14 protein-coding genes are annotated in these 26,454 nt (G+C 52.4%); 10 read left to right on the top strand and 4 right to left on the bottom strand.

What is annotated here, in order from left to right; translation table 11 throughout:
- Positions 1-56 precede the first annotated feature (56 nt).
- Positions 57-932, bottom strand: a complete 876-nt coding sequence (locus ACFSW8_RS15555) for a hypothetical protein (RefSeq protein ID WP_377178719.1) — start codon at positions 930-932, stop codon at positions 57-59.
- Between the two features lie 39 nt (positions 933-971).
- Between ACFSW8_RS15555 and ACFSW8_RS15560 the strand changes: the two genes are divergently transcribed.
- The 3 genes from ACFSW8_RS15560 to ACFSW8_RS15570 all read left to right on the top strand — a co-directional run bounded on the left by ACFSW8_RS15560 (position 972) and on the right by ACFSW8_RS15570 (position 5,017).
- Complete coding sequence (locus ACFSW8_RS15560; protein WP_377178721.1) at positions 972-1,865, top strand: alpha/beta hydrolase; 894 nt, start codon at positions 972-974, stop codon at positions 1,863-1,865.
- A 180-nt stretch (positions 1,866-2,045) separates the two neighbouring features.
- Entirely contained in the window at positions 2,046-2,660 is a 615-nt protein-coding gene (locus tag ACFSW8_RS15565) for an N-acetylmuramoyl-L-alanine amidase family protein (protein ID WP_377088410.1), read from the top strand.
- A gap of 446 nt (positions 2,661-3,106) precedes the next feature.
- Positions 3,107-5,017 carry an NPCBM/NEW2 domain-containing protein gene (locus tag ACFSW8_RS15570; RefSeq protein WP_377088404.1) on the top strand — a complete coding sequence of 637 codons (1,911 nt, stop codon included), beginning with the start codon at positions 3,107-3,109 and terminating at the stop codon, positions 5,015-5,017.
- Positions 5,018-5,031: 14 nt separating this feature from the next.
- On the opposite strand, the gene ACFSW8_RS15575 is transcribed toward ACFSW8_RS15570, so the two are convergent.
- Positions 5,032-5,421 (bottom strand): globin domain-containing protein, encoded by a 390-nt coding sequence (locus ACFSW8_RS15575; RefSeq protein WP_377091422.1) that lies wholly within the window; start codon positions 5,419-5,421, stop codon positions 5,032-5,034.
- Positions 5,422-5,554: 133 nt separating this feature from the next.
- Here ACFSW8_RS15575 and ACFSW8_RS15580 point away from each other — a divergent pair, with 133 nt between their 5' ends.
- From ACFSW8_RS15580 to ACFSW8_RS15605, 6 genes are all read left to right on the top strand, one after another.
- The gene (locus ACFSW8_RS15580) at positions 5,555-8,143 is read left to right on the top strand and encodes a protein kinase domain-containing protein (RefSeq protein ID WP_377088402.1); all 2,589 of its coding nucleotides are present in this window, start codon (positions 5,555-5,557) and stop codon (positions 8,141-8,143) included.
- 168 nt (positions 8,144-8,311) lie between these two features.
- The gene (locus ACFSW8_RS15585; protein WP_377088401.1) at positions 8,312-10,183 is read left to right on the top strand and encodes a serine/threonine protein kinase; all 1,872 of its coding nucleotides are present in this window, start codon (positions 8,312-8,314) and stop codon (positions 10,181-10,183) included.
- Positions 10,184-10,252: 69 nt separating this feature from the next.
- On the top strand, positions 10,253-10,882 hold the full coding sequence (locus tag ACFSW8_RS15590; RefSeq protein ID WP_377088399.1) for a YiiX/YebB-like N1pC/P60 family cysteine hydrolase: 630 nt from the start codon (positions 10,253-10,255) through the stop codon (positions 10,880-10,882).
- A 44-nt stretch (positions 10,883-10,926) separates the two neighbouring features.
- Positions 10,927-16,500, top strand: a complete 5,574-nt coding sequence (gene uvrA / locus ACFSW8_RS15595) for an excinuclease ABC subunit UvrA (RefSeq protein ID WP_377088398.1) — start codon at positions 10,927-10,929, stop codon at positions 16,498-16,500.
- Between the two features lie 345 nt (positions 16,501-16,845).
- The gene (locus ACFSW8_RS15600) at positions 16,846-19,506 is read left to right on the top strand and encodes a sialate O-acetylesterase (RefSeq protein ID WP_377088393.1); all 2,661 of its coding nucleotides are present in this window, start codon (positions 16,846-16,848) and stop codon (positions 19,504-19,506) included.
- A 98-nt stretch (positions 19,507-19,604) separates the two neighbouring features.
- Positions 19,605-20,696, top strand: a complete 1,092-nt coding sequence (locus tag ACFSW8_RS15605; RefSeq protein WP_377178723.1) for a substrate-binding domain-containing protein — start codon at positions 19,605-19,607, stop codon at positions 20,694-20,696.
- A gap of 37 nt (positions 20,697-20,733) precedes the next feature.
- Here the strand turns inward: ACFSW8_RS15605 and ACFSW8_RS15610 are convergent, their stop codons facing one another.
- Together ACFSW8_RS15610 and ACFSW8_RS15615 are read right to left on the bottom strand one after the other, a co-directional pair.
- Positions 20,734-22,233, bottom strand: a complete 1,500-nt coding sequence (locus ACFSW8_RS15610; RefSeq protein ID WP_377088390.1) for a PQQ-dependent sugar dehydrogenase family protein — start codon at positions 22,231-22,233, stop codon at positions 20,734-20,736.
- Positions 22,224-23,756, bottom strand: coding sequence for a PA14 domain-containing protein (locus tag ACFSW8_RS15615; protein WP_377088389.1), 1,533 nt, complete (start codon positions 23,754-23,756; stop codon positions 22,224-22,226). The genes ACFSW8_RS15610 and ACFSW8_RS15615 overlap by 10 nt, the downstream gene beginning before the upstream one ends.
- Before the next feature lie 215 nt (positions 23,757-23,971).
- Between ACFSW8_RS15615 and ACFSW8_RS15620 the strand changes: the two genes are divergently transcribed.
- Positions 23,972-26,320, top strand: a complete 2,349-nt coding sequence (locus ACFSW8_RS15620; RefSeq protein ID WP_377088388.1) for a beta-N-acetylhexosaminidase — start codon at positions 23,972-23,974, stop codon at positions 26,318-26,320.
- Positions 26,321-26,454 lie beyond the last annotated feature (134 nt).

A 26,454-nucleotide genomic window follows, 5' to 3' on the forward strand; every position in this document is an offset into this window, starting at 1 on the left:
AAAACCTTACAAAAAACTTCTACCAATACCGTCATCATACCCAGTCTATTCAAGGTCTAACCGTTGAGTTTCTTCGCCATCTTCGCATCAATGACAAAATGAGAACTGCCAAATGGCTTCACCTCCTCACCCTCCTTGACCTGATATTCAAAGGCCTTGATCGGCTTTGTTCCTGGCACCGTCGACATCAAATACACGCGAATCGTCATCGCTTCCTTGCCCGTGCTCCCCTCCAATGCCTTCGTTGCAAACTGCACTTCATTCAACCCATCCTTACCACCACCTATCACAACCTCAGCAGCCTTCGTGTCGATGAAATGGTGGTCAGAAATTTTGTTCACCTTGACCTTCACATCGCGCCCAGGACAAAACGTATACACCTTAGCAATATACTTCGCTGGCCCCACCGCTATTGGCATTGGCGGCACAACCCCACTCGCCTGAAAATCCTTCTGCTCAACATAAGTATAGTCCCCAGCCTGCAATTGCTTGCGAACTTCAGGCAATGCTAACAAATTGATAAAGTCAGCTGTGTCATACTTCCAACTCCCCCCCTCGTTGACAAAATGCAACAATAACAGGTTGTCTGCGGGATCCCCACCTACACCAAAATCTACCTTCCCAAAATACACCGATGTCGCAGTCGCCCCCTTCCGATGCGCACTCAATCCCTTCAAACCCGCCACAGATGGTGGCGCTGCCGGTATGTCAAATACCGACTGAGGGTACGCCCTGCGCTCAGAATAAATCCTGTTGCGTATCGCCATCTGCCGGCTCTTTGCCGTCGTCTGCCCCCACGTACGAGCATCCTTCTGTACCATCGCATTGCGCCACTTTGAATACACTCCCTCTAACTGCTTTTGCAGCTGCGGGTTATTCACTTGAGCTCCTAGATCAGATGCACCCAACAAAATTGAGAACATTCCTAACATTAAAAAAAATCGCTTTGAGATCATGTGAAGCATTGCACAATGAATATCCTCAGAGGTAAAACCAAAACCTCTTCGATTCACAGATCTATGGATACCTCCCAAAAAGCTGTACCGCCAATTGCCGTCATTCGCGATGAGGAACTCCTCAAAGACGCGGAATCCATAGTCTACAAACGCACCGACCAAGGAGAACTCACCCTCCATTGCTTTTACCCAGAGAACCACAGCGAAAACGATCACCGTAGCGCCATCATCCTATTCCACGGTGGACTCTGGGACCAATCCATGGCCACCCAATTCGTCCCCCAAGCTCTCAACTTTGTTGCCCTCGGTGCTGTTGGCATCGTCGCGGAATACCGCACCTCCGCCCAACACGGCTGCGACCCAACTGACGCCATCGCCGACGCCCAAACCGCTATCCTGTGGCTGCGCAAAAATAACCGCTACCTCGGTGTCGACCCCGAAAAAATCATCGCCGGAGGCTCAGGATCCGGTGCACATCTCGCACTCTGCGCCGCCATGCACAAAAAAGTCGAAAACGACGGCTTCTTCTCAGGTGCCCCCAATGCCCTCATCCTATGGAGCGCAATCGTCGATACCACAAAACGGGGAGTCGGACATGACCACTTCACAAATAAACGCGACGCCCGACGCTCCAGCCCCACCAAAAATATCCGTAGAAAACTCCCACCTATGATATTCTTCCACGGCAACGAAGACCCCACCGTCCCCGTCGCCAGTGTCGAAAAATTCTGCCAACGCCTCACCAGTAAAAGAAATGTCGCGCGATTCGTCCCCTTCACACGCGCCACGCACTCCTTCTTTAACTTCAATGTGAACCAAAACTACTTCGTGCAAACACTCGAGTCAGCTGAAGGCTTCCTAACAGATCAAGGTTTCCTCAATCCCTCAGATTCTTCACACCTCTCCTGACCATCACACTCCTCAGCTATTTATTTTAGCTTTCTGAAAAAGATTCTTCAAAAAGTGCGTTCTATCAACAATACTGCTAGCGCTCACACCTTGACAGATCAGAATTGGTGTGAGACTTGATGGTCAGCTTTTTACCCACATAAAGCTGGCCGCGCCAACCCGTCACGTCCCGATCCACCCATGCCCCTATTTCGAATCATAGCCTTTTTCCTGATCAGCAGCATCAGCGCTGTGGTGGCTGGCCCCTTCAGCACCGTCGTCATCGATGCGGGCCACGGAGGGAAAGATATTGGTGGCAACTACGGAAAAGTCTACGAAAAGCACCTCGCACTCGATACAGCGAAGCGCGTCGACTACATGCTCAAGCGCAAAGGCTACCGCACTCGCATGACCCGTACCAGTGATGTCTTTCTCTCACTTCAAAAGCGTGCTTCCATCGGCAACCGCTACGGTAACTCCATCTTTGTCTCCATCCATTATAACTATACCTACCGCCGCGGCGCAAAAGGGATTGAGACCTTCTATTATTCTTCACGCTCAAAACCACTCGCTCAATATGTCCAAAGTGCCGTCTTGAGACGCACACGCGCCTTCGACCGGAAAGTAAAATTCGCTCGCTACTATGTCATTCGCAACGCCCAAAACCCAGCTATCCTCTTTGAAGGTGGCTTTCTCTCAAACTCCAGTGAATGCCGCGCCGTAAAAAAAGGAAGCTACCGTCAGAAAATTGCGGAGGGTATTGTCACTGGCATCGAACAATACCAAGCTGCACGACGTTCTGGTCGCGCACGCTAATTTCTCTATCGAGGGAATAAATGCGGTCCCTCATCACTCTATAGTGTATGTCCACCTCTCCAGCCCCTATAGGGATCACCAGATCGAAAATTATCGGTACTGTCATCGCTTCCCTCTTTTTGCTTGCTGGACTCAAAGCCGTCGGTCTTTTACCTAAATCTCTCACTCCTTGCTGAGCCCCCACTCTCGTACCTAGTGGTTCGGTCGAATCACAGAGTAGCCCACCAACAGCGCAACCATCACCCTAAGTTACGCACCCCATCCCCCAGAGCATTTGTTTCTGAACTCTCCAAACAGGACGCTGCTTCATGACCTCGGCCATCTCCGAAAAGACAGATCCCGTCATCAATTCTGCAGCAAACAGCGAAGACCTCATTCACAACGAATGAGATTTTTAGATAGATCCTCTCAGCTCTGGCGTTATGGTCGTGTATTAAATAATACCTATGATGATGCATTCCATTTCACTTCCCCTTCTAACCACAGTCACAGCGACCGCCGCATGCCTTCTGGTGCTGAATTGTAAGAAACCCACCACTCAGACTCCCCCTCCCACTGAATCAACCAAATCTCAGCCTGAAGCTTCCGTCGACCTCGAGTCACTCGCTCCAGCTGCGAAACAAATCGCCATCCAAGTCCCCCAAGCGCAAACCATTCTGGAAAATTGGCGCAAAGAAAACCCCGGTACAGGGGAACGCAAACTCCATATCGTCTATTGGTCACCTGCCGATAAAGCCCCCGCAGAACGCTACCAAGAACGCCTCCAAACCATCCTCGAAGATATCCAAAAATACTACCTTAAGGAAATGGCAAGGCTCGGCTTCAAAGACCATGGCCTCAAACTCGACCACGATGACTCAGGCAAACTCGTCATCCATACAGTCACCGGAAAAGGAAATTACGACCAATACGCCGTCAATAGCGGCAGCAAAATTCGTAAAGAATGCCTCCCTACCCTCGAAGCCGCAGGAATCGATGCCTCAAAAGAAACCATCGTCATCTTTTGTAACATGTCCGTTTGGAACGAAAAACACCGTACCATCCGCCAAAATTCCCCCTATTACGCAGGTGGCACCAGCACTGAAGGCACCGCCTGGCAAGTCGACTCCCCCATCCTAGAACTCAAATATCTCACCGAAAAAGGAAGTAACGTCCGCGATGGACAATACGGCAATATCAGCCTCGGCAAATACAACACCATCTTTATCGGAGGCATCGCGCACGAACTCGGTCACGCCCTCGGCCTCCCACATAATAAACAACGCAACGACGAAGCTGAAGAATTCGGCGTCGCCCTCATGGGATCAGGAAATCGTGCCTACGGTGACGAACTGCGTGGTGAAGGTAAAGGTGCCTTTATTACCCTCGCCCATGGACTTAAACTTGCTTCCCACCCCATATTCTCGGGCCACACCGCCCGTATGCATGAGCCCCCAATGACCCAACTCGAAGACCTCGCATTCGAAAACCACGGCAAGAGCTTCACTGTCACCGGTACCGTAACTGGCAAAATTCCTCCATACGCCGTACTCGCATACATGGATCCTAAAGGCGGCAGCGACTACAATGCCACAACCACTTCAGCGATCCCCGATGCCAATGGCCGATTCACCCTCCACTGCGACGCCCTAGCTCCAGGCAAAGCAGCCGACCTCAATCTTGTCTTCCTCCACGCTAATGGGAGAGCCAGTTCCTTCATCGGGTCTAACAGTAAATACTCCTACCCCTATTCAGTCGCAAAAGATGGCTCCGTTGACCTCTCGTCTATCCAAGCAAAGTTAGCCCTTCAACCCGTCGTCCAAGCCATCCTCCAGCGCCACAACGACCCGCTCAGCCTCTTACCACAAGACGCTAGTACCCGCATTCAAGAGACCGCCCGTAGACTGGTCGACAGTAAAAATCAAAAACGACCACTCCCCACCCCGGCATCCCTACCCGCTGAGAAAAAGTCAGTCACCCTCACCGACTGTAAACTCAACTCCATCCGCGTCGGATACGGCCGCCCATTCTTCGACCGAATGGACAATGACTCCATGCTCCTAGAATCTGGCGGAACAATCTACCCCTCTGGGCTCTTTGCTCACGCCAACTCAAAGGCCATCTATGACCTCGGAGCTCAATGGAAATCACTCACTGGTACCTGCGGCATTGCAGACAGCTCCGGTGGTTCTGTCGGATTCACCATCCTCGGAGATGGCAAAGAACTTTTTAAGTCCCCTACACTCAAAGACGGCAAAAAAAGACCATTCAAAATCAACGTTTCGGATGTCAAAAAGCTCGAACTCCTTACCACCGATGGCGGCGACGGAATCCGCTCAGACTGGGCACTCTGGCTCGACCTCCAACTCCAACGTTGAATATTACAATATTGTCACGCTCGCGGATTGAAGTGGATTCCACTTCCCTCAGGCACGTTGCGCATGAAGTCAGCCACTTGAAAAAAGAAGGCATTTAACTCGTCCGCTACCGCCTGGGGAATCTGCGCTTCTTCCATCGCTTCACGCATCAGCTGAACCCAGCGATCGCGTTCACGAGTACCTATCTTATAAGGCATGTGCCGCGCCCGCAATCGTGGATGGCCACGCTTCTCCGTGTACTTCGAGTCACCCGCCAAACGAAACATCAAGAAGTCAAACAACCTCTCTTTCGCCCCTTCCATATCGTCCTCCGGATACATCGGACCTAAAATATCATCCTCCGGAACTTTTTCATAAAATGCGCAGACCATATCCTGAATGCCTTGACGTCCTATAGCATCCATTATTACTTTCTCATCCATAACCTACGTGTCGTTGTGTTTAAAATTATGCTCCTCAGGTATTGAGCGAGGCTTGACCTTTTCTGTAAAGTCATTTGTAACCAGCGGCGTCCCAACCCCAACCTATTTATAGTACATGTCGACCGACAATCCACATCAAGCTCTCGAGTTCGTCCCCCCTAGCGTAGATAAGCTAGGCGAGCTCCTTCCTGCATACCATTTTGAAAAGCTCATCGCTAAAGGTGGCATGGGCGCCGTCTATAAAGCAACCCAAACTTCACTCGACCGCCCCGTCGCAGTCAAAGTGCTCCCCCCTGAGCTCGGTGAGTCTGAATCCTTCCGTGAGTCCTTCGTCAAAGAAGCCAAACTCATGGCTCGCCTCAACCACCCCAACCTCATCAGCGTCTTCGACTTCGGGGAACTCGAGGGCATGCTCTATATCGTCATGGAGTTTGTCGATGGTGCCACCCTCTATGAAAAAACATACGGAGGCCACCTCGAACAAAAAGAAGCTCTCGAGGTCATCATCGCCATCTGTAATGGCCTCGCCAATGCCCACGAAGCTGGCATCCTCCACCGCGATATCAAACCCGCCAATATCTTTATCACCGAAGCCGGTGTCCCTAAAATTGGCGACTTCGGCCTCGCTCGCCCATCAGGCGATACCGAAACTGGCGTAATCTTCGGCACCCCAGGCTACACCGCCCCCGAAGTCCTCTCCGCACCTGAAAAAGTGGGCCCAGCCACCGATATCTTTGCCGTCGGCATCATGCTCTATGAATTCCTCGCCGGTAAAATCCCCGGTGATATCTACGAGCCAGTGACCAAGTACGCCAAATGCGACCCCGTCATCGATCGACTCATCCGCAAAGCTATCGCCTCCAACCTCGCCCAGCGATACTCCGACGCCAGCGAGTTCTCAGACGACCTCCAAGAAATCCTGCGTAAGCTCAAAAATAGCTCAAAGACTGCCAGCTCAAAGCTCCAAACTTCCAGCCCGCAGCTTGCAGCTCCCGCCACCCCTGCTGCTAAACCAGTGGCAGCCGGCTCCGCTGCCAAATCAAAAAAATCTCCAGTGCCTCAGCCTGCCGCCGCCAGCAGCGGTGGCGGAAATGCTCGTAACATCGTTATCATCCTCGTCCTCCTCGGAGCCATCTATGGCGCACTCGAATGGAAGAAAAAACGAGAGGCCGATATCGCGAAAATCGAAGAACAAAACAAAAACCTCGAAAAGCTCGAAGTCAATAAAGCGGAAAAAGTCCCCAACTCCGCGCAACAAAAGCCTCAGAAGCCTAAAAAGCTCAGTGTAGACGAAATCCCTACCATCAAAGAGCTCAGCACCCTCGAACAACTTGCCCAACTCCGCAGTCGCCTCGCCTCCGGAGACCGCCCAGCGAGCGAAATGCCCAAAGATACCCTCCACCTCAACGGCGGAGAACGCTTCGTCCTCTTCATCGAAACTCCGATGACTTGGCACGACGCCGAGCTTTGGGCCCAAGAACATGGTGCCCAACTTGCAACCTTCTCATCCACGACCGATGCCCAGAAAATTGCCAAGCTCATTCCTAGCGGTAGTTCAGCTTGGGTCGGCGCCGCCACTGCCGGCAACAAACAATGGGCATGGACAGATGGCACCCCATGGAGTGACACTCTCGATATCCGTAAAACCTCTAAACTCGCATTCGCCCAGATCGATAGCGACCTCTTTGCCAGTGCCAAAAAAAGCTCTGACACCTCAGGCTTCCTCATCGAGTGGAAAGCCGATGGCTCCACGCCAGATGCGCTCGCCGAACGCATGAGCCGAACCGCCCAGACCCTGGACTCACCAAACCCGATCTACCCACCAGGCTCACTCAACTTTGGCCAGCGTATCTATTACCTCTGCCCCCAGCCACTTACATTAGACGAAGCTAAAGAAGCTGCTGCCGCTGGCGGCGCACACCTCGCAACCCCGTCTGATGATGTAGAGCTAGCCTACCTCGCCGACCTCGTCACCAGCCACCTTCCATCTGGAAAAATGGCACGTATCGGTGGCCAACTCAATGGCTCCGAGTGGACATGGATCACCGGCGAAGAATGGAAAGACGCCTCATGGGATACCAACTACCCGAAAGAGAACGACTCCATCGCCATCCTTGCTACCAGCCAAGGCCCATGGCGTGACGTCTCATCCCAAGAAGCACTCCCATTCACCCTCTTCGAATGGAGCGCAGATGCTCCAGCGACTAAAGCCGGCCCCACAGGACCAAAAACTGGCGCTACCACCTCTGACTTCTCCAAACTTCAGAAAAAAGCCGCCGAACTTATCGCTAAAGCAACCGAAAAACGTGAGTCCCAACACCAAGAAAATGTCAAACGACTCAAGTGGGACCTCGAATTCCACTTCAAAGGGCTCAGCAAAAATGAACAAGTCCGCCAAGCCTACCCGATCCAAGAAATTAAAAAATTGATCGATGGCGAAGACCGAATCAAAGAAAAAGTCGCAGGCATGGGCAATAGCGCCAAAGTGCAAAAACTCACCAACGACGCCTACGATAAACAAGGACGCATCGATTCCGACTTCGAAGAACAAATCGAAAAAATTCGTATCGTCTATAACGAAAAACTCCGCGATATCATCAAAAACCTAGAGGCTAAGAAACAGCTCACCGCTGTCAAGGCTGCCAAAATGGCACTCAAATCCTCCAGTGCTGGCACGGAAAAATTCATCCAGCTCTTCAACTAAATTTCACATTATCAAGGCCTTGGATCAACCAAGGCCTTTTTATTTGCCGTCTTCAAATCTCCATTTGAAACGATTAGAAGCGAATCCTTGTTTTCATTTTCGGCAATCTAGTCTATCCTTGCCGCACACCTGACCTTAATCCCCCCATCCACTGCATGCGTACCGAGGATGTCCCAAGGATTCACACCACCTACCCCAGAAGAGCTCAACCCCTACTTTGATGGCTTCGAAGTCACTGACTTCATTGCCCAAGGTGGCATGGGAGCTGTGTTTCGTGCCACCCAAATCTCACTCGAGAGACCAGTGGCCATCAAGATCTTACCCTACGAACTCGGGCTCGATCCCCAGTTCAGCTCGTCCTTCGAAACCGAAGCGAAGGCCATGGCAAAACTTAACCACCCGAACCTCGTTCAGGTCTTCGATTTCGGTAATATCAATGGCATGCTCTATATCGTCATGGAGCTCGTACCAGGCCGATCACTCTTCGACTCAGCGCACGGCAAAAGTGTCGAAATGAGCGAGGCATGCCGCCTCATTGCAGCCATGTGCCGCGGCCTTGAACACGCCCACCAGTCTGGCCTTATCCACCGAGATATAAAGCCAGCCAACGTCCTCATCGACGACCAAGCGCGCCCAAAAATCGTCGACTTCGGCCTCGCCCGCCCTCTCGATAACACCCACGAAGGTGGCACAATCTACGGTACCAAAGGCTACACCGCACCAGAGGTCCTCAATGACCCCAACAACATCGACCAACGTGCCGATATCTTCTCTGTAGGTGTGATGCTCTATGAGCTTCTCACAGGCACCATGCCACCTCACCCCTACATCCCTGCTTCCACAATCAGTGACTCTGACCCTGAGTTTGACACCATCATCCTCAAGGCTATGCACCCGCAGCGAGAGTTCCGCTACCCCAATGCTGGAGAAATGGCCGAGGAGCTAGAAACCCTCGCCCAAAAACTCGAAGATAAAGCGAATCAAACAGGTGGCCTAGCCGGTCGCCCCGCAGCGATCGCTACTACCCAAAAAACAGCAAGCCTCCCAAGCCGCCCGATCCAAGTCAAGCAACCCAGCTCAGCCCCCATCGCGGCCATCGTCATCATCAGCCTCCTCGTCATTGGCGGACTCATCGGATTCTCCGTAATTTCCTCCAATAAAGCCGAAGAGGAAGAAGCGAATCGACTCGCCCAAATCGAAGAACAAAAACGCATCGAGCAAGAAGAGGCCAATGCCAAACAAGCTTCTCTCAAAGCTCAACTCCTACGCGAAAGGAAAGAAAAAGAAGACCGCCTCGCCGAACTCGAACGCGAAAGACGCATCCTCGAAGAAGATCGCAGAATCGCCGAAGAAGACCGCCTCGCTGAACTCGAAGAACAAAAAATTAAAGAACAAGAGGATGCTAAAAAACTCGCCGATATGCGCGCTGCTGCCGAAGCCGAACGCGCCGCAATCGAAGCCGAAAAAGCTGCCCTCGCCTCTAAATTTGACCACCTCAAGTTCATCGCCGAAATGCGCACACTCATCGCCAAAAATACCGGTGACACTATCTCGGAATACGATGCCAGCCTCCTCAAAAATATCGAACGCTTTATCCGTGAAGGGAAACGCGCCGTCCGAAGACTCGACCGCAGCGAACGCCGTGCCGCGGAACTCGAGGCCGAAACCTTCTATGAGGAAGTCCTCAGCGCCGGACGCCTTCCCTCCGATATCAATAAAGCTCCCGGTGCTCTCAAAAAACCACTCAGAGAATACGCACTCGAACAACGTGAAATCGATAAAGAATATGCCCCACAACTCAAACTCTGGCGCGAAACCTATGTCGGTAACTGTAAACTGAAATGCGATACCCTCGACGAAGTTGCTAACGAAGAATCCATCCTCTATATCAATAAAGAAATCGAACTCACCGAAGACGAGTGGCAACGCATCCTCATCATCGCCAAAGGAGGCACTCCCGTTGAACCTGAAATCGAGGAAGCCCCTAAAGATAAAGAAAAAAAGAAAACAGCTCAGAATAGCCGCAGAGCCAAAACCTAACATTTTTTCTCCCCCTCCTCTTTTTATTCAAGACACCTCCCCCCCGCTGCGCTACACTCATAGCTACCTATGAAACGCGCCCTCTTTCCTATTGTTATTGCCCTCTCGGCAATCCTCTCGTTTGGATACGCCGAGTACAGTACCCATAACCCCTACGCTCTCCAAGACGGAGATATCGTCTTCCAGAGCGGACACCGTGGCCAAGCCAATGCCATCAAAGCAGCCACAAACTCAGAATGGACACACGTCGGTGTCGTTTTCAAAAAACATGACCAATGGTGGGTCCTTGAAGCCGTCCAGCCAGTCAAATTTACCAAACTCGAAGATTTCATCAAACGCCACCCGAAATCCTTCCACGCTCGCCGACTCAAAGACACCTCATCCATTAACGCTGCATCCCTCAGCCGCGCCGAACAATGGGCGAAACAAAATATCAGAAAAGACTACGACCTCAAATTCCTCTGGGATGATAAAAAACTCTATTGCTCAGAACTTGTCTGGAAAGTCTACAAACACGCCGCCGATGTCGAGCTCTGTGAAAAGCGTCCCATGAAATCCTACAACCTCGAACATCCCACAGTCGCATCCCTGATCAAACAACGCTACGGAGACCTCAATAATCTCCCACTCGATTCCCCCGTCGTTGCCCCCTCAGACATCGCCGAGTCAGAACTCCTCGTCGAAGTCCCGAAAAAGTAAAACTCCCCATTTGCTCTCTGCCAGATCACCGCTAAGCTCCCCCCGTGCCAGAGAATATCCCAGCCATCCAAATCCGAGGTGCCCGCCAACATAATCTCAAAAACCTCGACCTCGAAATTCCGACGAACCAACTTACCGTCGTCACCGGACCCTCTGGTTCTGGCAAATCCTCACTCGCTTTCCATACCCTCTACGCCGAAGGCCAAAGACGCTACGTCGAAACCTTCTCCCCCTACGTGCGACAATTCCTCGACCGCATGGATAAACCCATCGTCGATCGCATCGATAACATCCCCCCTGCCATCGCGATCGAACAAAAAAATGCGATCCGCACCACCCGCTCCACCGTCGGTACCCTCACCGAACTCAATGACTACCTCAAAGTCATCTACCCAAAACTCGCCCAAGCATTCGACCCCAATACAGGCGAAGAAATCAAGCCCGATTCCCCCACCTCTATCATCGAATGGGCCTACGAAAACCTCGCCCAACAAAACCTCCTCGTCCTCTTCCCAATCACTATCTCCGAAGGCGCAACCACCGCTGAAGTCTGCCACTTCCTTAACCAACAAGGCTACCTCCGCGTCCTCAAAGACAATGCTATCCTGCGTACAGATGACACTCCTGACCAATCCCCTTGGAACGATTCCTCCGCCGTCGTCATCCAAGATCGCATCAAACTCACCCCATCTAACAAGAAGCGGCTCCACGAAGCCCTAGAAGCTGCTCTCAACTTCGGCAAAGGACACTGCGCCCTCCATTTTAACGAGTCTGAAACCAAACACTTCTCTACAGAATGGAGAAACCCAAATACGGGCTTCACTCTACGCCCCCCCACAGCCTCACTCTTCTCCTTTAATTCCCCACTCGGTGCCTGCCCTGAATGCAGAGGCTTTGGCCGCATCATCGGTATCGACCTCAATAAGGCAATCCAAGACCCCACCCTCACCATCCGTGAAGGCGTCATTAAACCCTTCGAGGGCGAGCGCGGCGCTGAATGCAAAGATGACCTCATCAAATGCGCCAGAAAAAAGGGAGTCGACACCAATACCCCATGGCACCTCCTCCCCAAAAAAGATCGTGACTGGGTCCTCAAGGGTGAAAAAGGAAACGCCGATAAACTCTGGCGAGAGGGCAAATGGTACGGCGTCCGCGGCTTCTTCGATTGGATGGAAACCAAAGCCTATAAAATGCACGTCCGCGTCTTCCTCTCACGCTACCGCGCCTACACCGAATGCCCCGAATGCAATGGTACCAGACTCAAACCTGAAGCTCTCTGCTTCAAAATTAACGGCAAGGCCCTCCCTGACCTCTGGCACATCCCTCTCGGGGAACTCAAACTTTGGTTCGATGCTCTCAACTCATCAAACCTCACTCTCGAATCTAACAAGCACACCCAACAGTCGACTTCGCTCAAACATGCGATGTCCGAAATCACTAGCCGGCTTAGCTACTTGAATGATGTCGGCTTGTCATACCTCACTCTCGATAGACCCGCGCGCACTCTCTCAGGCGGTGAAATCGAACGTGTCAACCTCACCACATGCCTAGGTGCCGCCCTCACAAATACCCTCTTCGTCCTCGATGAACCCACCGTCGGCCTCCACGCCCGCGACATCAATAAACTCATCAAGGTCATGCACAACCTTCGCGACAAAGGAAACACCGTCGTCGTCGTCGAACACGAAGAAGCCGTCATGCGCCATGCCGATAACCTCCTCGATATCGGACCAAAAGCCGGTGAACAAGGCGGTAATATCACCTTCCACGGACCTCTCAAAGGCAACCTGAAGACGCTCATAAAGCAAAATCCTAACTCCGTTACCCTCCCCTACCTCACCGGCCAGAAATCCATCGACCCACCCGCTAAACGCAGAAAATCACGCAAAAAACTCACCATCAACGGCGCCCATAAACACAACATTAATAACCAAAATGTTGCGATCAATATCGGTAGCTTTAACTGCCTAACAGGCGTCTCGGGCTCAGGTAAATCAACACTCGCAAACGATGTCATCTACCTCAACCTCCTCAAGGCCTTCTTGCTAAATACCGAGGAAGACCCCGCCTTTATCAAATCCATAAAAGGCGTCGACCACATCTCAGGTGTCGAGCGCGTCGACCAATCACCACTCACCAAAACCCCACGCTCCACCCCTGCCGTCTATGCAGGCGCCTTCGACGCCATCAGAGAACTCTTCGCCCTAACAGAAGAAGCCGAAGAGAAAGGCATCAAAGCCGGATACTTCTCATTTAACTCAGGCGCCGGCCGCTGTGAACGTTGCTGGGGCAATGGCTTCGAAAAAGTTGAGATGCAGTTCCTCAGTGACCTCTACATCACCTGCCCTGAATGTGAGGGTTCGCGCTACAATACAGCCGCACTCGAAATCACATTGCACGGCCACTCGATCGCCGACATCCTCAAACTCACTATCACCGAAGCTCTCACCTTCTTCGCAATACGTGACGGTGAACCCAAATCAAAATCCCTCACCCTCAAATCCAAAATAGCAAAGGCCCTCCAGCCTCTCGTCGATGTCGGACTCGGCTACCTCCGCCTCGGCCAACCACTCAACACCCTCTCAGGCGGTGAATCCCAGCGCATCAAACTCTGCCAACTCCTCTCAAAAACTAAAAAAGTCACAGATGCCGGCCAACTTCTCATCCTCGATGAACCCACCACCGGCCTCCACTTCACCGACATCGAAAAACTCCTCCAAGTCTTCCAGTCCCTCGTCAATGCCGGACACACCCTCCTCGTCATCGAGCACAACCTCGACGTCATCAAAGCCGCCGATCACCTCATCGAAATGGGCCCCGGCGCCGGTACCGATGGTGGCCAAATCGTCTTCACCGGCACCCCAGAAGCAATCCTCAATACCGAAACCCAAACCTCCCTCGCCCTCGCCTCCGACCAACAAGCCGCCAACCACTTCTCCCAATCAGCCAAATCTCGAAAATCCAAAGCCACCCACAACAACAAAGCCATTCAAATTTCCGGCGCACGCGAACATAACCTCAAAAATTTCGACCTCACCATCCCGCGTGACGAACTCGTCGTCGTCACCGGACTCTCAGGCTCAGGAAAATCCACACTCTCCTTCGATATCATCTTCGCCGAGGGCCAACGCCGCTTCCTCGACTCCATGTCCCCCTACGCCAGACAGTTTGCCGGACAACTCGAAAAACCAGATATCGATAAAATCGAAGGACTCCCACCAACCGTCGCTATCGAACAACGCGTCTCTCGCGGCGGCGGTAAATCCACCGTCGGAACCGTCACCGAAATCTTCCACTTCCTGCGACTCCTCTACGCCAAACTCGGCACCCAACATTGCCCAGAATCCGGTGAACCCGTCGTCTCGCAAACCAGTGACGCCATCCACTCACAACTCAAAAAAGCCTTTAAATCCAAACAACGCACCTTGTTGTTAGCACCTCTTGTTAGGGGGCGCAAAGGCTACCATACCGACGTCGCCTCAGCTGCCGGACGTAAAGGCATCGAACAACTTCTCGTCGATGGCAAACTCATTGCCACCGAGGATTTCACTGCTCTAGCACGCTACAAAGAACACGATATCTTCGCTGTCATCTCTGATAACGCCACCCCTAACGCAGACCAACTCACACAAGCTCTCAGCCTCGGCAAAGGACAGTGCGCTACCGCCCAAGAAACAAAACCCAAAAGCTGGAACCTCCAAACCTTCTCCACAGCCAGAGTCTCACCAGTCACTGGAATCTCCTTCCCAGAACTCGACCCACACCACTTCTCATTCAACTCACCACGCGGCTGGTGCCCAGAATGCAGAGGCTATGGCTCAATTACCGAAACCCTCGGCAAAAAAAGAAAGAAAAAGGTAAAACCCAATGAGTTCAATTCCGCAGCCGAAGCCGAAATCGCTGAAGAACTCAGCCACTCCAACTCCGATGACGAAGAAGTCATCCGTAAAGTGTGCCCAGAATGCCATGGCGACCGCATCAATAAAAATGCCAGATTCGTCTTCATCAACGATAACAATATCGCCCATATCAGCCACCTCTCTGTCACTGATGCTGCGGAATTGTTAGAATCCTGGAGCTTCTCCGGTAGAGAGAAAATCATCGCCCGAGATATCCTACCAGAAATCACCCAGCGTCTCCGCTTCCTCGAGAAAGTTGGCCTCAACTACCTCTCACTTGATCGCTCTGCAGACACCCTCTCCGGAGGTGAATCCCAACGTATCCGACTCGCCGCCCAGCTCGGCTCTAACCTCACCGGCGTTCTCTACGTGCTCGATGAACCAACCATCGGCCTCCACCCGCGTGACAACAAACAACTCCTAGACACGCTCGAAGCCCTCCGAGCCCGTGGCAACTCACTTCTCGTCGTAGAACATGATGACGAGACTATGCGCCGAGCCACACAGCTCATCGACCTCGGTCCAGGTGCCGGAGTCAATGGTGGAAACATCGTTGCCAATACCTCAGGCAAACAGTCACAGCTCAAGAAAACACTCAAAGCATTTCCTGACTCTCCCACTCTCCACGCCTTCTCACATCCTCTCCAACACCCCCTCCACGGGAAACGACGCAGTATTCCCAAAGTCGCTGAGAAAAACGCCTGGCTAAAGCTCTACGGCTGCAATTACAATAACCTCAAAGATATTGATGTACGCATCCCTCTCGGCCGCCTCACAGTTATCACTGGTGTTTCCGGATGTGGTAAATCCTCACTCATGCGCGGCACTCTCCCAGAGGCGATGAAGCCCACCAACAAATCAAAAGCTCCAAACACAAGTTGCTTCTCCAAAGCCGAGGGCTTCGAACATCTCAAACATTGCTACGAAGTCGACCAAAGCCCCATCGGTAAAACCTCGCGTTCCTGCCCCGCCACCTACGTCAAAATACTCGATGACATCCGCAAACTCTTTGCCGTCGTTCCCGAAGCCCGCATGCGTGGCTATACCCCCTCACGCTTCAGCTTCAACAATGCCGAAGGACAATGCCCAGAGTGTAAAGGCAATGGTCGTATTAAGCTCGAAATGGACTTCCTCCCTACCACCTGGGTCCCCTGCCATAGCTGCAACGAAAAACGCTATAACCAAGCCACTCTCGAAATTCTCTACAATGGTAAGACCATCGGTGACGTGCTCGAAATGAACATCTCAACGGCCGCCGAATTCTTCAAAAATCATACCAAACTCCACCGCACCCTCTCACTCCTCAGTGACACCGGCCTCGGCTACCTCAAACTCGGCCAAGCTTCCCCAACCCTCTCAGGCGGTGAAGCCCAACGCCTCAAACTCGTCGCGGAACTCACCAAAGGACGTAAATCCGTCCGCAACATGACACGCCAACACACCAACCTCTACCTCATCGAAGAACCCACCATCGGACTCCACCAAGAAGACGTCAGAAAACTCATCGACGTCCTCCACCGACTCGTCGATGAAGGCCATACCGTCGTCGTTATCGAACACCATACCGCCATCATGGCCGAAGCCGACTACCTCATCGATATGGGCCCTGAAGCAGGAGAGCTCGGAGGCACCATCGTCGCTCAGGGAAGCCCCGAAAGAGTCGCCAATCATAAAAAGTCGCGTACCGCCCCCTTCCTTAAGGAAACACTCTCATCCTGACCATTCCCCCCCACTCCAACTGGGTTCTGAAACCACCCAGCCACTGGTTCGCACTGCAAACCACCCAGAAAGACTCACTCATCTCGAATGAATTGGTCCATACTCTCATACCACTTCGTGATTGAAATGAGATGAATGACGGAGCGACTTTCTGAAAAATCAAAGAGTAATGAAGCCCCCCGTACCTGCGGGGTGACGCATAATAAACGCTGATCGATTAGGAAATAGCTAGCTCCTGACCTGACTCCGTGCAGCGCTATCCTCTAGCACCGGTAGCCTCTTTTCGACCACGAAGCGGTAGAAACCAACGCCATCTCTCCCAAGGCGCAACTTTCAGCACACCCAATGAAATTCCATCGCTCCATCAGAACCCTAGCTCTGGCAACCCTGCTCAGCCAACCACTCGCCGCTGAGCACTACAAACTTTTCATCCTTACCGGTCAGTCTAATTCCCTTGGCACCACCAACGGCGGCGAAGCTGACCCAACATCAGGATCAGACCCCGCCGACCAACATGTCCAGTTCGCTTGGCATAATGTTGCCAATGCCTCCACCAGCCTCGGAGACTCCAGCGGTGCCTTCACCACACTCCAAGACCAGCAAGGTGGCTACTACGGTGGCAGTGCCACTCATTGGGGGCCCGAAATCGGCTTCGCCCGAACCCTCTACAAAGCAGGAGCCCGCAACTTCGGTGTGATCAAAGCCAGCCGCGGTGGCGGCGGTAACACCAATTGGAGTAAATCCGCCGGAGGTCACATGTTCAATCACATCCTCAACACTGTCACCACAACCACCACCAGCCTCACCAATGCCGGACACACCTTCGAAATCGTAGGCTTACTTTACCTCCAAGGAGAATCAGATAATAGCTCAGAAGCCAGCATCGCCGGCACCAGACTTAAAGAACTCGTCGATAACCTGCGCGCCGACCTCCCCAATGCCGCAAACATGCACGCAATCTCCGGGGGAATCGCCGCATCTGGGTCAACTCGCGATACCGTGCGCGCCAACCACGCCGCCATCGCCCAAAGCACCGCCTACATCGACTACTTCTCAAACCTCGACCTCGCTAACCAAACCGCCGCCGATAACCTCCACTTCAATAAAACCGCTAAACTCACCATCGGAGAACGCTTCGCCCAAGCCTACTTCTCCACCGGCATCATCTCCCGTAATTACGGAAAACTCACTTTTATTGGCGACTCCATAACCCAAGGTGGCAACGGCGATTACCCATCCTATCGCTACCAAGTCTTTAAAAATCTTGCCAATGCTAACGTCCCCATCAGCACCACCACCGGCTACAAATTCGTAGGCTCCGTTACCGGCCCCTACCTCAATAGCACCATCACCGCCCCAGATACCAATGGCCAAACCTTCGAAAATACACACGAAGGACACTACGGCTGGAGAAGCTTCTGGATCAATGGCCGTGAAGCTCTCCCATCTAATAGAAGAAGTGGTAACCGCGGCGAAGGAACTCTCCTCAACTGGACCGGTCAAGCCTCCCCCCAACAATATGACCTCAACACCCTCGGCAATAAAGTAGCCTACCCAGACCCCTCCGCCGCCGGCACTGGAAATAACGGCACCACATACACCCCAGATACCGCAGTCATCATGATCGGTATCAACGACCTAGCAGGATCATCAAGCGCTTCTGACGTCCGGGATGATATCGGAACCATCGTCGACCAACTTCAAGCAGCTAACCCTAACATCAGCATCTTCCTCAGTGAGGTCCTCTACACAAATCAATCTCACAATCATAAAGTAGATGCTCTTAATGCCCTGCTCCCAGCCCTCGCATCTAGCAAATCAAATGCAACATCTTCCGTCTGGGTGATCGAAACCAATGATGGATTCAACCCCGTCACCCAAACCTTCGATAACGTCCACCCAAATGCCGACGGTGAAAGCTATGTCGGCGACCGAATCTCTGGCGGCTTGGGCATCATCGCCATGCCCGAACCAGCTGGCGCGTTCAGCCCCCCAACTTCTATCGAAAAAGATGTTTCCAGCTTCCCCTCCCGCTTCTCAGGTAACGCCATCTGGAATGGCTCCTATATCAATGGCTGGGCAGAACTCAATGGTGCCTTCGCATCCGAATCACTCAATGGCTCAAACCTCCTCTACAACCACTCCGGCTTCACTACCGGCACCACCCTCAGTGGCACCAATGCAACCCTCGATGGTGGCTCCACTACCTGGAATTCCTCCAATGACGGCGACTGGACACTCGAAGTCGAACTCAAACTCATCGAATGCTCTAACGGATTTGCTATCTGGTGCGGCACAGACTCCGCACGCATCATCGTAGAGATCTACGCCGACCGAACTACCGATAATGGAAGCAATAGCTTCACAGCATTCCATAACAACGAAGACGGCGCCTTCCACACCTTCCGCATCGCTCACGATAGCAATGCAGAAGTCTACCACGTCTGGCGCGATGGCCAACGCCTCCCCCCCACCACCGGCGCCCCATATGATGTCAACGCCGCCGACAGTCGACTCCTCTTCGGTGACTACACCAGTGGCTCCTTCGGCGATAACTTCAATGTCGAAATCGCTTCTATCAACTACGACCAATCCGGTGACTTCCTCCCACCCGGTGCCGATGCTGATAACGACGGTATCCCCGATTCCTGGGAATACAGCTACTTCCAAGATGTCGTCGGTGCCGACGCCACAGCCGATGACGATGAGGATACCCAAAATAATTATGACGAATACCTCGCGAACACAGACCCCACTGACCACACCTCCTCCTTCCAAGTCAGCACAATTGTAAATAGTGAATCGAACACTTGGTCCATCACCGTCCCACAAACCTCCCCGCAACGCCTCTACACACTCATGCACAGTGACGACCTCGGCCTCACCGACCCATGGAGCCCTGTCCCTGGCCAAGGCCCCATCATCGGCACCGATGCCGCCCTCATCTTTACCGACACCCCTAGCTCAGAAAAAGCATTCTATAAAGTCGATGTCGGACTCCCCTAACCTCAAAAACAAATACCATGCCCCAGTCCACTCCCGAGACGCAAGAAAATCAAAATCGCACACTTATTTGGTTGGGTGAAACAACCAGTTCACCTACAATGCGCTCTATGAAGCTGCCGGAGAAGGAATCACTCGTGCGTCAAACCATCGACGTACTCAAAGAAATGATGAGAAATGGGGAACTCGTCAGCCCCATTCCCGGCGAACGCACCCTCGCAAGCCACCTCCAAGTTGGCCGTGACACCCTGCGCTCAGCTCTGAATGAACTCACCCGTATGGGCTGGATCTCCGAAAGCGCACAAGGCAAACGCCGCGAAATCCTCAAGATCACCAAAGCCGCTCCTAAGAAAAAACAAAAAACCAAACGCATCCTTTTTCTCTCCCCCCAACGCCTTGAGGAAATCCCCCGACTCATGCTCATCGAGCTTAACTCATTGCGTACCCTCCTCGCTAAACGCTCCATCGTAGTCGACGTCATCAGTCCATCTATCTTCGATACCGCACACCCTGAAAAACGCCTAGAGCAACTCGTCATCGACTACCCTGCCGACGCCTGGATCCTCTACCGCTGCACCGAACCCGTACAACGCTGGTTCCAAGAAAAAAAGATACCCTGTATCGTGCGTGGCTACCCACACCCTAACATCTCTCTCCCCTACCTCGACGAAGACTGGAAAGCTGCAGCATTCCACGCCGGCACCCGCCTACTTAGCCATGGCCATAAATCCGTCGGCATCGTCGTCCCTGATGCCCAACTCGCCGGTCTCAAAGCCGCCGAACAAGGACTCTTCGAAGCCGTCGATAAAGCCGGTGAAGGCCACTATTTCCATCAAGTTCAAGAAAAGAAAGACATCCCAAGCTTGGTCAAATCAGTCCAAGAAGCCCTCTCCTCCGCACACCCACCTACCGCGCTCGTTCTCACCCGTCCCCGTCACGTGCTCAGCCTCTCAAGCTGGCTAGCCACCTTCGGATACTCGATCCCAGAACACCTATCCATCGTCGCTCTCTGCCACGAACCTTGGTTCGAGGACTTCTATTACCCCATCACTCACTACACCACCCCGCCAGAAAATATGTCTAAATCACTGGCGAAACAAATCCGCCACCTGCTCTCAGGAACTCCACTTCCTTCTGGCCAATCCTATGTCATCCCTGAACACGTGGCTGGTGAGTCTATCAAGTCTATCTGATAAACTCACCCAAAACCAATAGAAGCACCTTATTCAATCACTCCCCAGGAATCTCATTGAGGGTGTAGTAGCTGTTTGGATGCCAAAGTGCCTTTCCCGATTTTGAACGCAGCCCATTACAATCTAAATGGTGAACATGACCTTTAATCATAGTATCTAACAGGATCCTCACCAGCTTGCCATCCTCAGACAACTCAGCTGAGAGAACCTTCGGCGTGACCTTGTCAACTTCAGGGCTGCCATAGCTTTTCTGGTAAATATACGTCCACGCCGCCACCTTATAGTTGGCAATATCTTCAGCAATTTCCCTGTCCAAGGGCTCAGTGAAACGCAAAGTAAAGCCTCCTCTAGCAGCTTCCATCGTCAACATCTCAAAAGGAACCACACCATTCCAGCGAACACGCTCTAGGGTGAACGTCTTCGGCCCAACTGATGCCCATCCCCTGTTTGTCCCCCCGACAAATAAGGTTCCGTCTTCCGCCAGCTGCATCGGGACAATACCACACTCAAAGCCGTCTAGAAACTTCCAGATCGCTCCCTGATAAACCCCGTTGACCTTCTCTAAATAGGCACGCTGCACCTGAGAATGGGTTTGCTCACCTACTAACAATTGATCCGTAAATGGGCTAAACTTCCCCTTGCTAGACTCGGAGATCAAAGCAGTGGGAGACTGCCCCACCTTTCCGTGCGGGACCTGAATAGCAGGAGGCACGTACTCCGGAATGCGATCTGCCTCTATGCTGATACGCGAACCAGATACCGGGTCCTTCGGTCGCTTCCCCATCTCTGGCGCCTGATCATAATACACATTGCCCGTCGGATTGCCTGTGAAACTTCCTGGCTTCAAGTGCTTGATACAGGAAGTCCCATTCCACAAACCCTGATTGTCTGTATAAAAAGCATCACCCACATGGTTGAACCCAATTCCCCCAGGGGAACGCACCCCTGAACAGGTAGGGATAGTCTTCCCATCCGGAGTGATCCGTAAACACCATCCGCGCCATTGCGCCTTGGCACGCCCTGAACCAGTCAAACAATGCACAGTCCAAACATCCCCATTCTTGTCCGGCGAAGACCCAAAAGCATATTCATGGTAATCTCCAGTGATGCCCCATTGGTTCGAAAGAACCTGATATTCATCATAACGACCATCCCCATCAATGTCGCGTATTCTGCCATACGCTTCCCTGTCCGTGAAATGTAGCCATCCGTCCTTGTAAAACATGCCCAAGGGCTCGTGGGCCCCTGAAAAAGCCAGTGACCACTTCACCTTACTCAAATCCTCCCCATATGCCCCATCACAAATCCATATCTCCCCTCGCCGTGTCGCTATCGCAAGCCGCTTCTCCGGCATCAAGGCTAATGAGCCCACCTCTAACACTTCACCTTTAGGCATAGGTATAAGTTCCCTAACATAATACTGAGATTGCTCAGAATCTGTCTGCGGAAGCACATCGCCTTTGCGAATCTGCCCCTCTACCCACTGACTGCTCATCACTGCAGCCACCGCCATCGTACCAATAATTTTTACTTCCATGAGTATGTTAATGTGAATGTGTTTACGCCCTTCTTAAGCTCAATTTCTGTGTGATATCCCTCTGCTCCCCGAACGATCTCTGTTGGTGACTGCACCACAACCTTCCCATCGATCTCAAGCACTCTCCCATTCTGAACTGCTGATCCATTTCCTAATACTATCCCTAACTTTCCTCCCCCGGGCGACACCACTTCTAACTTCCTCTTCATCCCAGACACACTCGGCTCAACCTTCTCCCGAACCTCATTCCCATCCACCCGATATCGAAATGTCGGATAGCGTAATGTGTCTAACACGTAGCCCACAAATTGCACCTCACTCGTCCCACTCCAATCGACTTCACCCTCTCGTACATATCGATATGGTGCCTTCTTCGCGGCCAAGGAAACAGAATATGACGACATCGGAGCCTCAAAGCCTTGCCCCCGACCAGTCCAGTGCCTTCCCCCATTAATGAATGGCCCACGCCACATAATCTCAGGTGCACAATGCTGCGTACTAAAGGCGATGTTCACTTCCTCAGGATACCCCACACCGATCGCGCGTGGTGTCGTCCCCGCTATGAAATTATTATAAAGAACTGCTTCTTTGCCCTTCGGACTCAAATCAATCACAGCCGCGGGAGCCCTCCCACCCTTGTGCGCGCGCTCAGAGAGCCATTGCTTACCTTTGATCCCTGGCCCTGACCAACGCACACTCAAACCCGCATCCCTCGTCGCTTCAAAATACTCTAAACGTATCGCTTGCTTCCCCTTCTCCAAAGCCACTTCTCCTACCTGACGCCTTTTACCCATCGGCCCAGTCCCCTTCACATGCGCCACCTCCACGGCATTCACCACCAACCTCGCACCATCATCCGCATCTAATTCAAAACGGTAATTTCCAGATTCGGGAACCTCTAACATGCCTGTCCAAACAATCCCAAAGCCATCTTTCTTCTTAATGTGACGCAAGCTAAAGTACCCATCTTGCTCTTCCTCAAAGGCCACAGACTCAAGTTGTTCAAACTCCGGAAGCACCTTCCAATCACCGTGAAACACTTCCATCACCAAACTCTCAATGGGAGAAACCTCCTTGGGAAGTGGGTAATGTTCTAATAATTCCTTTGCCTTCCAAGTGTCCTTTCTCCCTTTACTCCACTCGCGCGCAGCCACTACCTCTTCCACACTAACAGGTTCTTCTGCATTCCCAAACTGGGTTCGAACATAACTCAATGTCGCTGCAATCTGCGCGTCCGTCAGCATCGCCCCCTGCGGTGGCATCGCCAAGTTATACTTGCGTCCCGCCACTTCTATAGGACCTTCCAAACCATGCAATAACACCTGAATCGCCCGCGCAGCATCCCCCTGCACCCAAGCACTCTCTGCTAATGGTGGAAATGTGCCACTCGCAGCACCCTCCCCCTGTACTCCATGACAGGCAGAACAATTTTGTTTATAGAGCTGAGCTCCGTCTTCAGCAGCCCGCAACACAGAAGCACAAGCCACCGCTCCAAGCGCCATTGAATAGTATCGTTTCATCATCAGTACCCCTTCTACCCTAAAAACGCCCTCCAACATTGCGCTTAATCACGCATTTTTTGACATGTTTCGCGCATAAATCCCCCACCCTTCACAAAAAATGACAAAGATAAGAAACAGATTCCACTCAGATTCGTGAACACAGGTCCAATATCACCACTTTCTATTCAAATTTGACTATCTGGTCTCTTTCCCATACAAGTAGACACCCAACACTTATGAACAAAATACTTAGCCTCAGTCTAGCCGCGACGACCTCTGCACTGGTCGCCGCAGAGCCCATTGTCCCCCAACCAAAACAGGTACAGGTCCAAGGCAAAGCCTTTACCCTTACCGAGCACACCGCCATTCGCGCCGATGAAGCTCTCCTGCCTCTCGCCAAATTACTCGCTCACGAGATCGAGGTGCTCACAGGATTCACTCCTAATATCTATCAAACATCCCATAAAATCTTACTCGAAAGTGAGATCGCCCTGCGAAAATCCACTGACCAAAAAGAACCTGCAGAAAGCTACTCCCTCCAAACGAGCCCCAAAAATCTCACCATCGTTGGTGCTGATGCCAATGGCGCCTACTACGGTAGCCGTACCCTCCTTCAGTACCTTCAAAACCATAAAAATAAGGTTCCGGCACTCAGTATCAAAGACAGCCCCGAGTTTCCTGTTCGCTCAGTCCTCGTCGATGTCGGCCGCAAATTCATGCCAGTCGAGGACCTCAAAGACTGGATCCGCATGATGGGCTGGATGAAACTCAACGAACTCCACTTCCACCTCAACGATAATAGCTGGGGACGCTACCCAGGCTATCGCCTCGAATCCAAAATCTTCCCCAACCTTCCCTCAAAAGACGGCCACTACACCTTTAAACAAATCCGCGAACTCCAAGACTTCGCAAAACTCCACGGAGTCACGATCATTCCAGAAATCGACTCCCCAGGCCACGCCCTCGCATTCACCAACCTCAAACCCGAGCTCGCACAAAATGAAATGAACCGCAACGGCTTCGGGCTCGCCTACCTCGACCTCCATAACCCAGATGCTATCCGCTTCATGGAACAAATCTTCGATGAGGTCGCCCCACTCTTCGATGCCAAAGAGTTCCATATCGGCACCGATGAATACCGCATCAACCTCGTGAAGAAAAAAGAAGACCGCGAGGCTCTCGGAGAAGCATTCCGCCAGTACATCAACCACTGCGATGAATACCTCCGTAAAAAACATAATAAAGTCACGCGCATCTGGTCCGGATACGAACACCTCCCCGGAACCACTGAACCTAACAAAACTGTCGTCATCGATATGTGGGAAACATCCGATGCCAAAGTGAAATCAAAAGCCGGCTACCAAGTCGTTAACTCCTCTCACTTCTACACCTACATTGTCCCGGGTGCCCCCTACTACGGCGTGAATAACCAATTCATTTATGACACCTGGACACCACGCCAGTTCTCAGACAAACCAGAAGGACAGTTAGAGAAATCCGACCCCGGCCTGCTCGGTGGCAAACTCCACATCTGGAACGACTTCGGCCCCACCGGCCACACCTGGAACGAAATCGCCCGCCTCTCACTCCCATCCATGGCAACCATGGGTGAAAAACTCTGGGGCAGCAAAGGCTACGAAAACTACCAAGCCTTCCTCCAAGGTACCTCAAAGACCACTGCCAGCATCCCCACCGTCAAACTCCTCACCCGTGAAGCTGCTGCCGATGGATTCGTATGGCAACTCGAGAGCCCGCGCCACCATATCGGAAATACGACCTACCCCAGCGAGCTCAAATCTGAAAACCTCGAGTACCCATGGACCGCAAGCTTCACCCTCACCCGTCATAACGACATCGCAGGGAACGAAACCTTGCTCAGCTCCAAGCTCGCTACGCTCTTCCTAGACTTGGAACACAGCACCGTCGATAAAAAGACAAAACAGGAAACCAAACACAAAGGAATCGGTCTCGTCCGTGCCAACCAAGCCCCAGGCTATGACCCGATTACCTCCTACCGACCAGACATCCTCGTCTGGAACTACCAAGTGCCACTCGGCAAAGAAACCACCATCACCCTCGTCGGTGAAAAACGTAAAACCTCACTCTACATCGATGACAAATTAATAGGGTCCAAAAATATTCAAACCGTCTGCCCACTCACCCACATCGGTGACCCAGACCTCCCCCGTGGCTTCCATGGTATCCTCCATAAAGCATCCATTAAGTCGTCAGCCCCTGTCTCACATTCCCTCGGCGCCTGGTCCCCTGACACCTTGAAATCCTCGCCAGCGGTCCTCACCCTCGACGTCTCTAAAGTCATTGCTAATGGCCCAAATCACGTCGAATTCAACTACACCAGCGGTCTCCACGGGCTCGACATTTCCAAAGTCGAACTCCTCGCTGATGGGAAAGTCATCCATACCGATGACCACGCGGGCTTCACCGGCGGCAAACCCCGCCAAAACCGCTACACCCTCAAACTCGACAATAAAAAGCAAGGAGTCACCTACACCCTGAAAGCCCACGTCTCAGGCGCAGGTGGCTCCGATAGCAGCGGCTCCATCCTCCTCACTGAGTCACTCTAACCTTTGACCCAAGAAATGTAATCCAAAGAGCCACGGTGCCCCACCGTGGCTCTTTTTGTGCCCACCTCATCCCATGCCAATTCGCCCCCCTTAGGGACACAGTTCGCTCAGGCGCTTCAGCTTGCCACCCACAA

Source organism: Rubritalea tangerina, assembly GCF_042683245.1.
In the GTDB taxonomy this organism is placed as follows: Bacteria; Verrucomicrobiota; Verrucomicrobiia; order Verrucomicrobiales; family Akkermansiaceae; genus Rubritalea; species Rubritalea tangerina.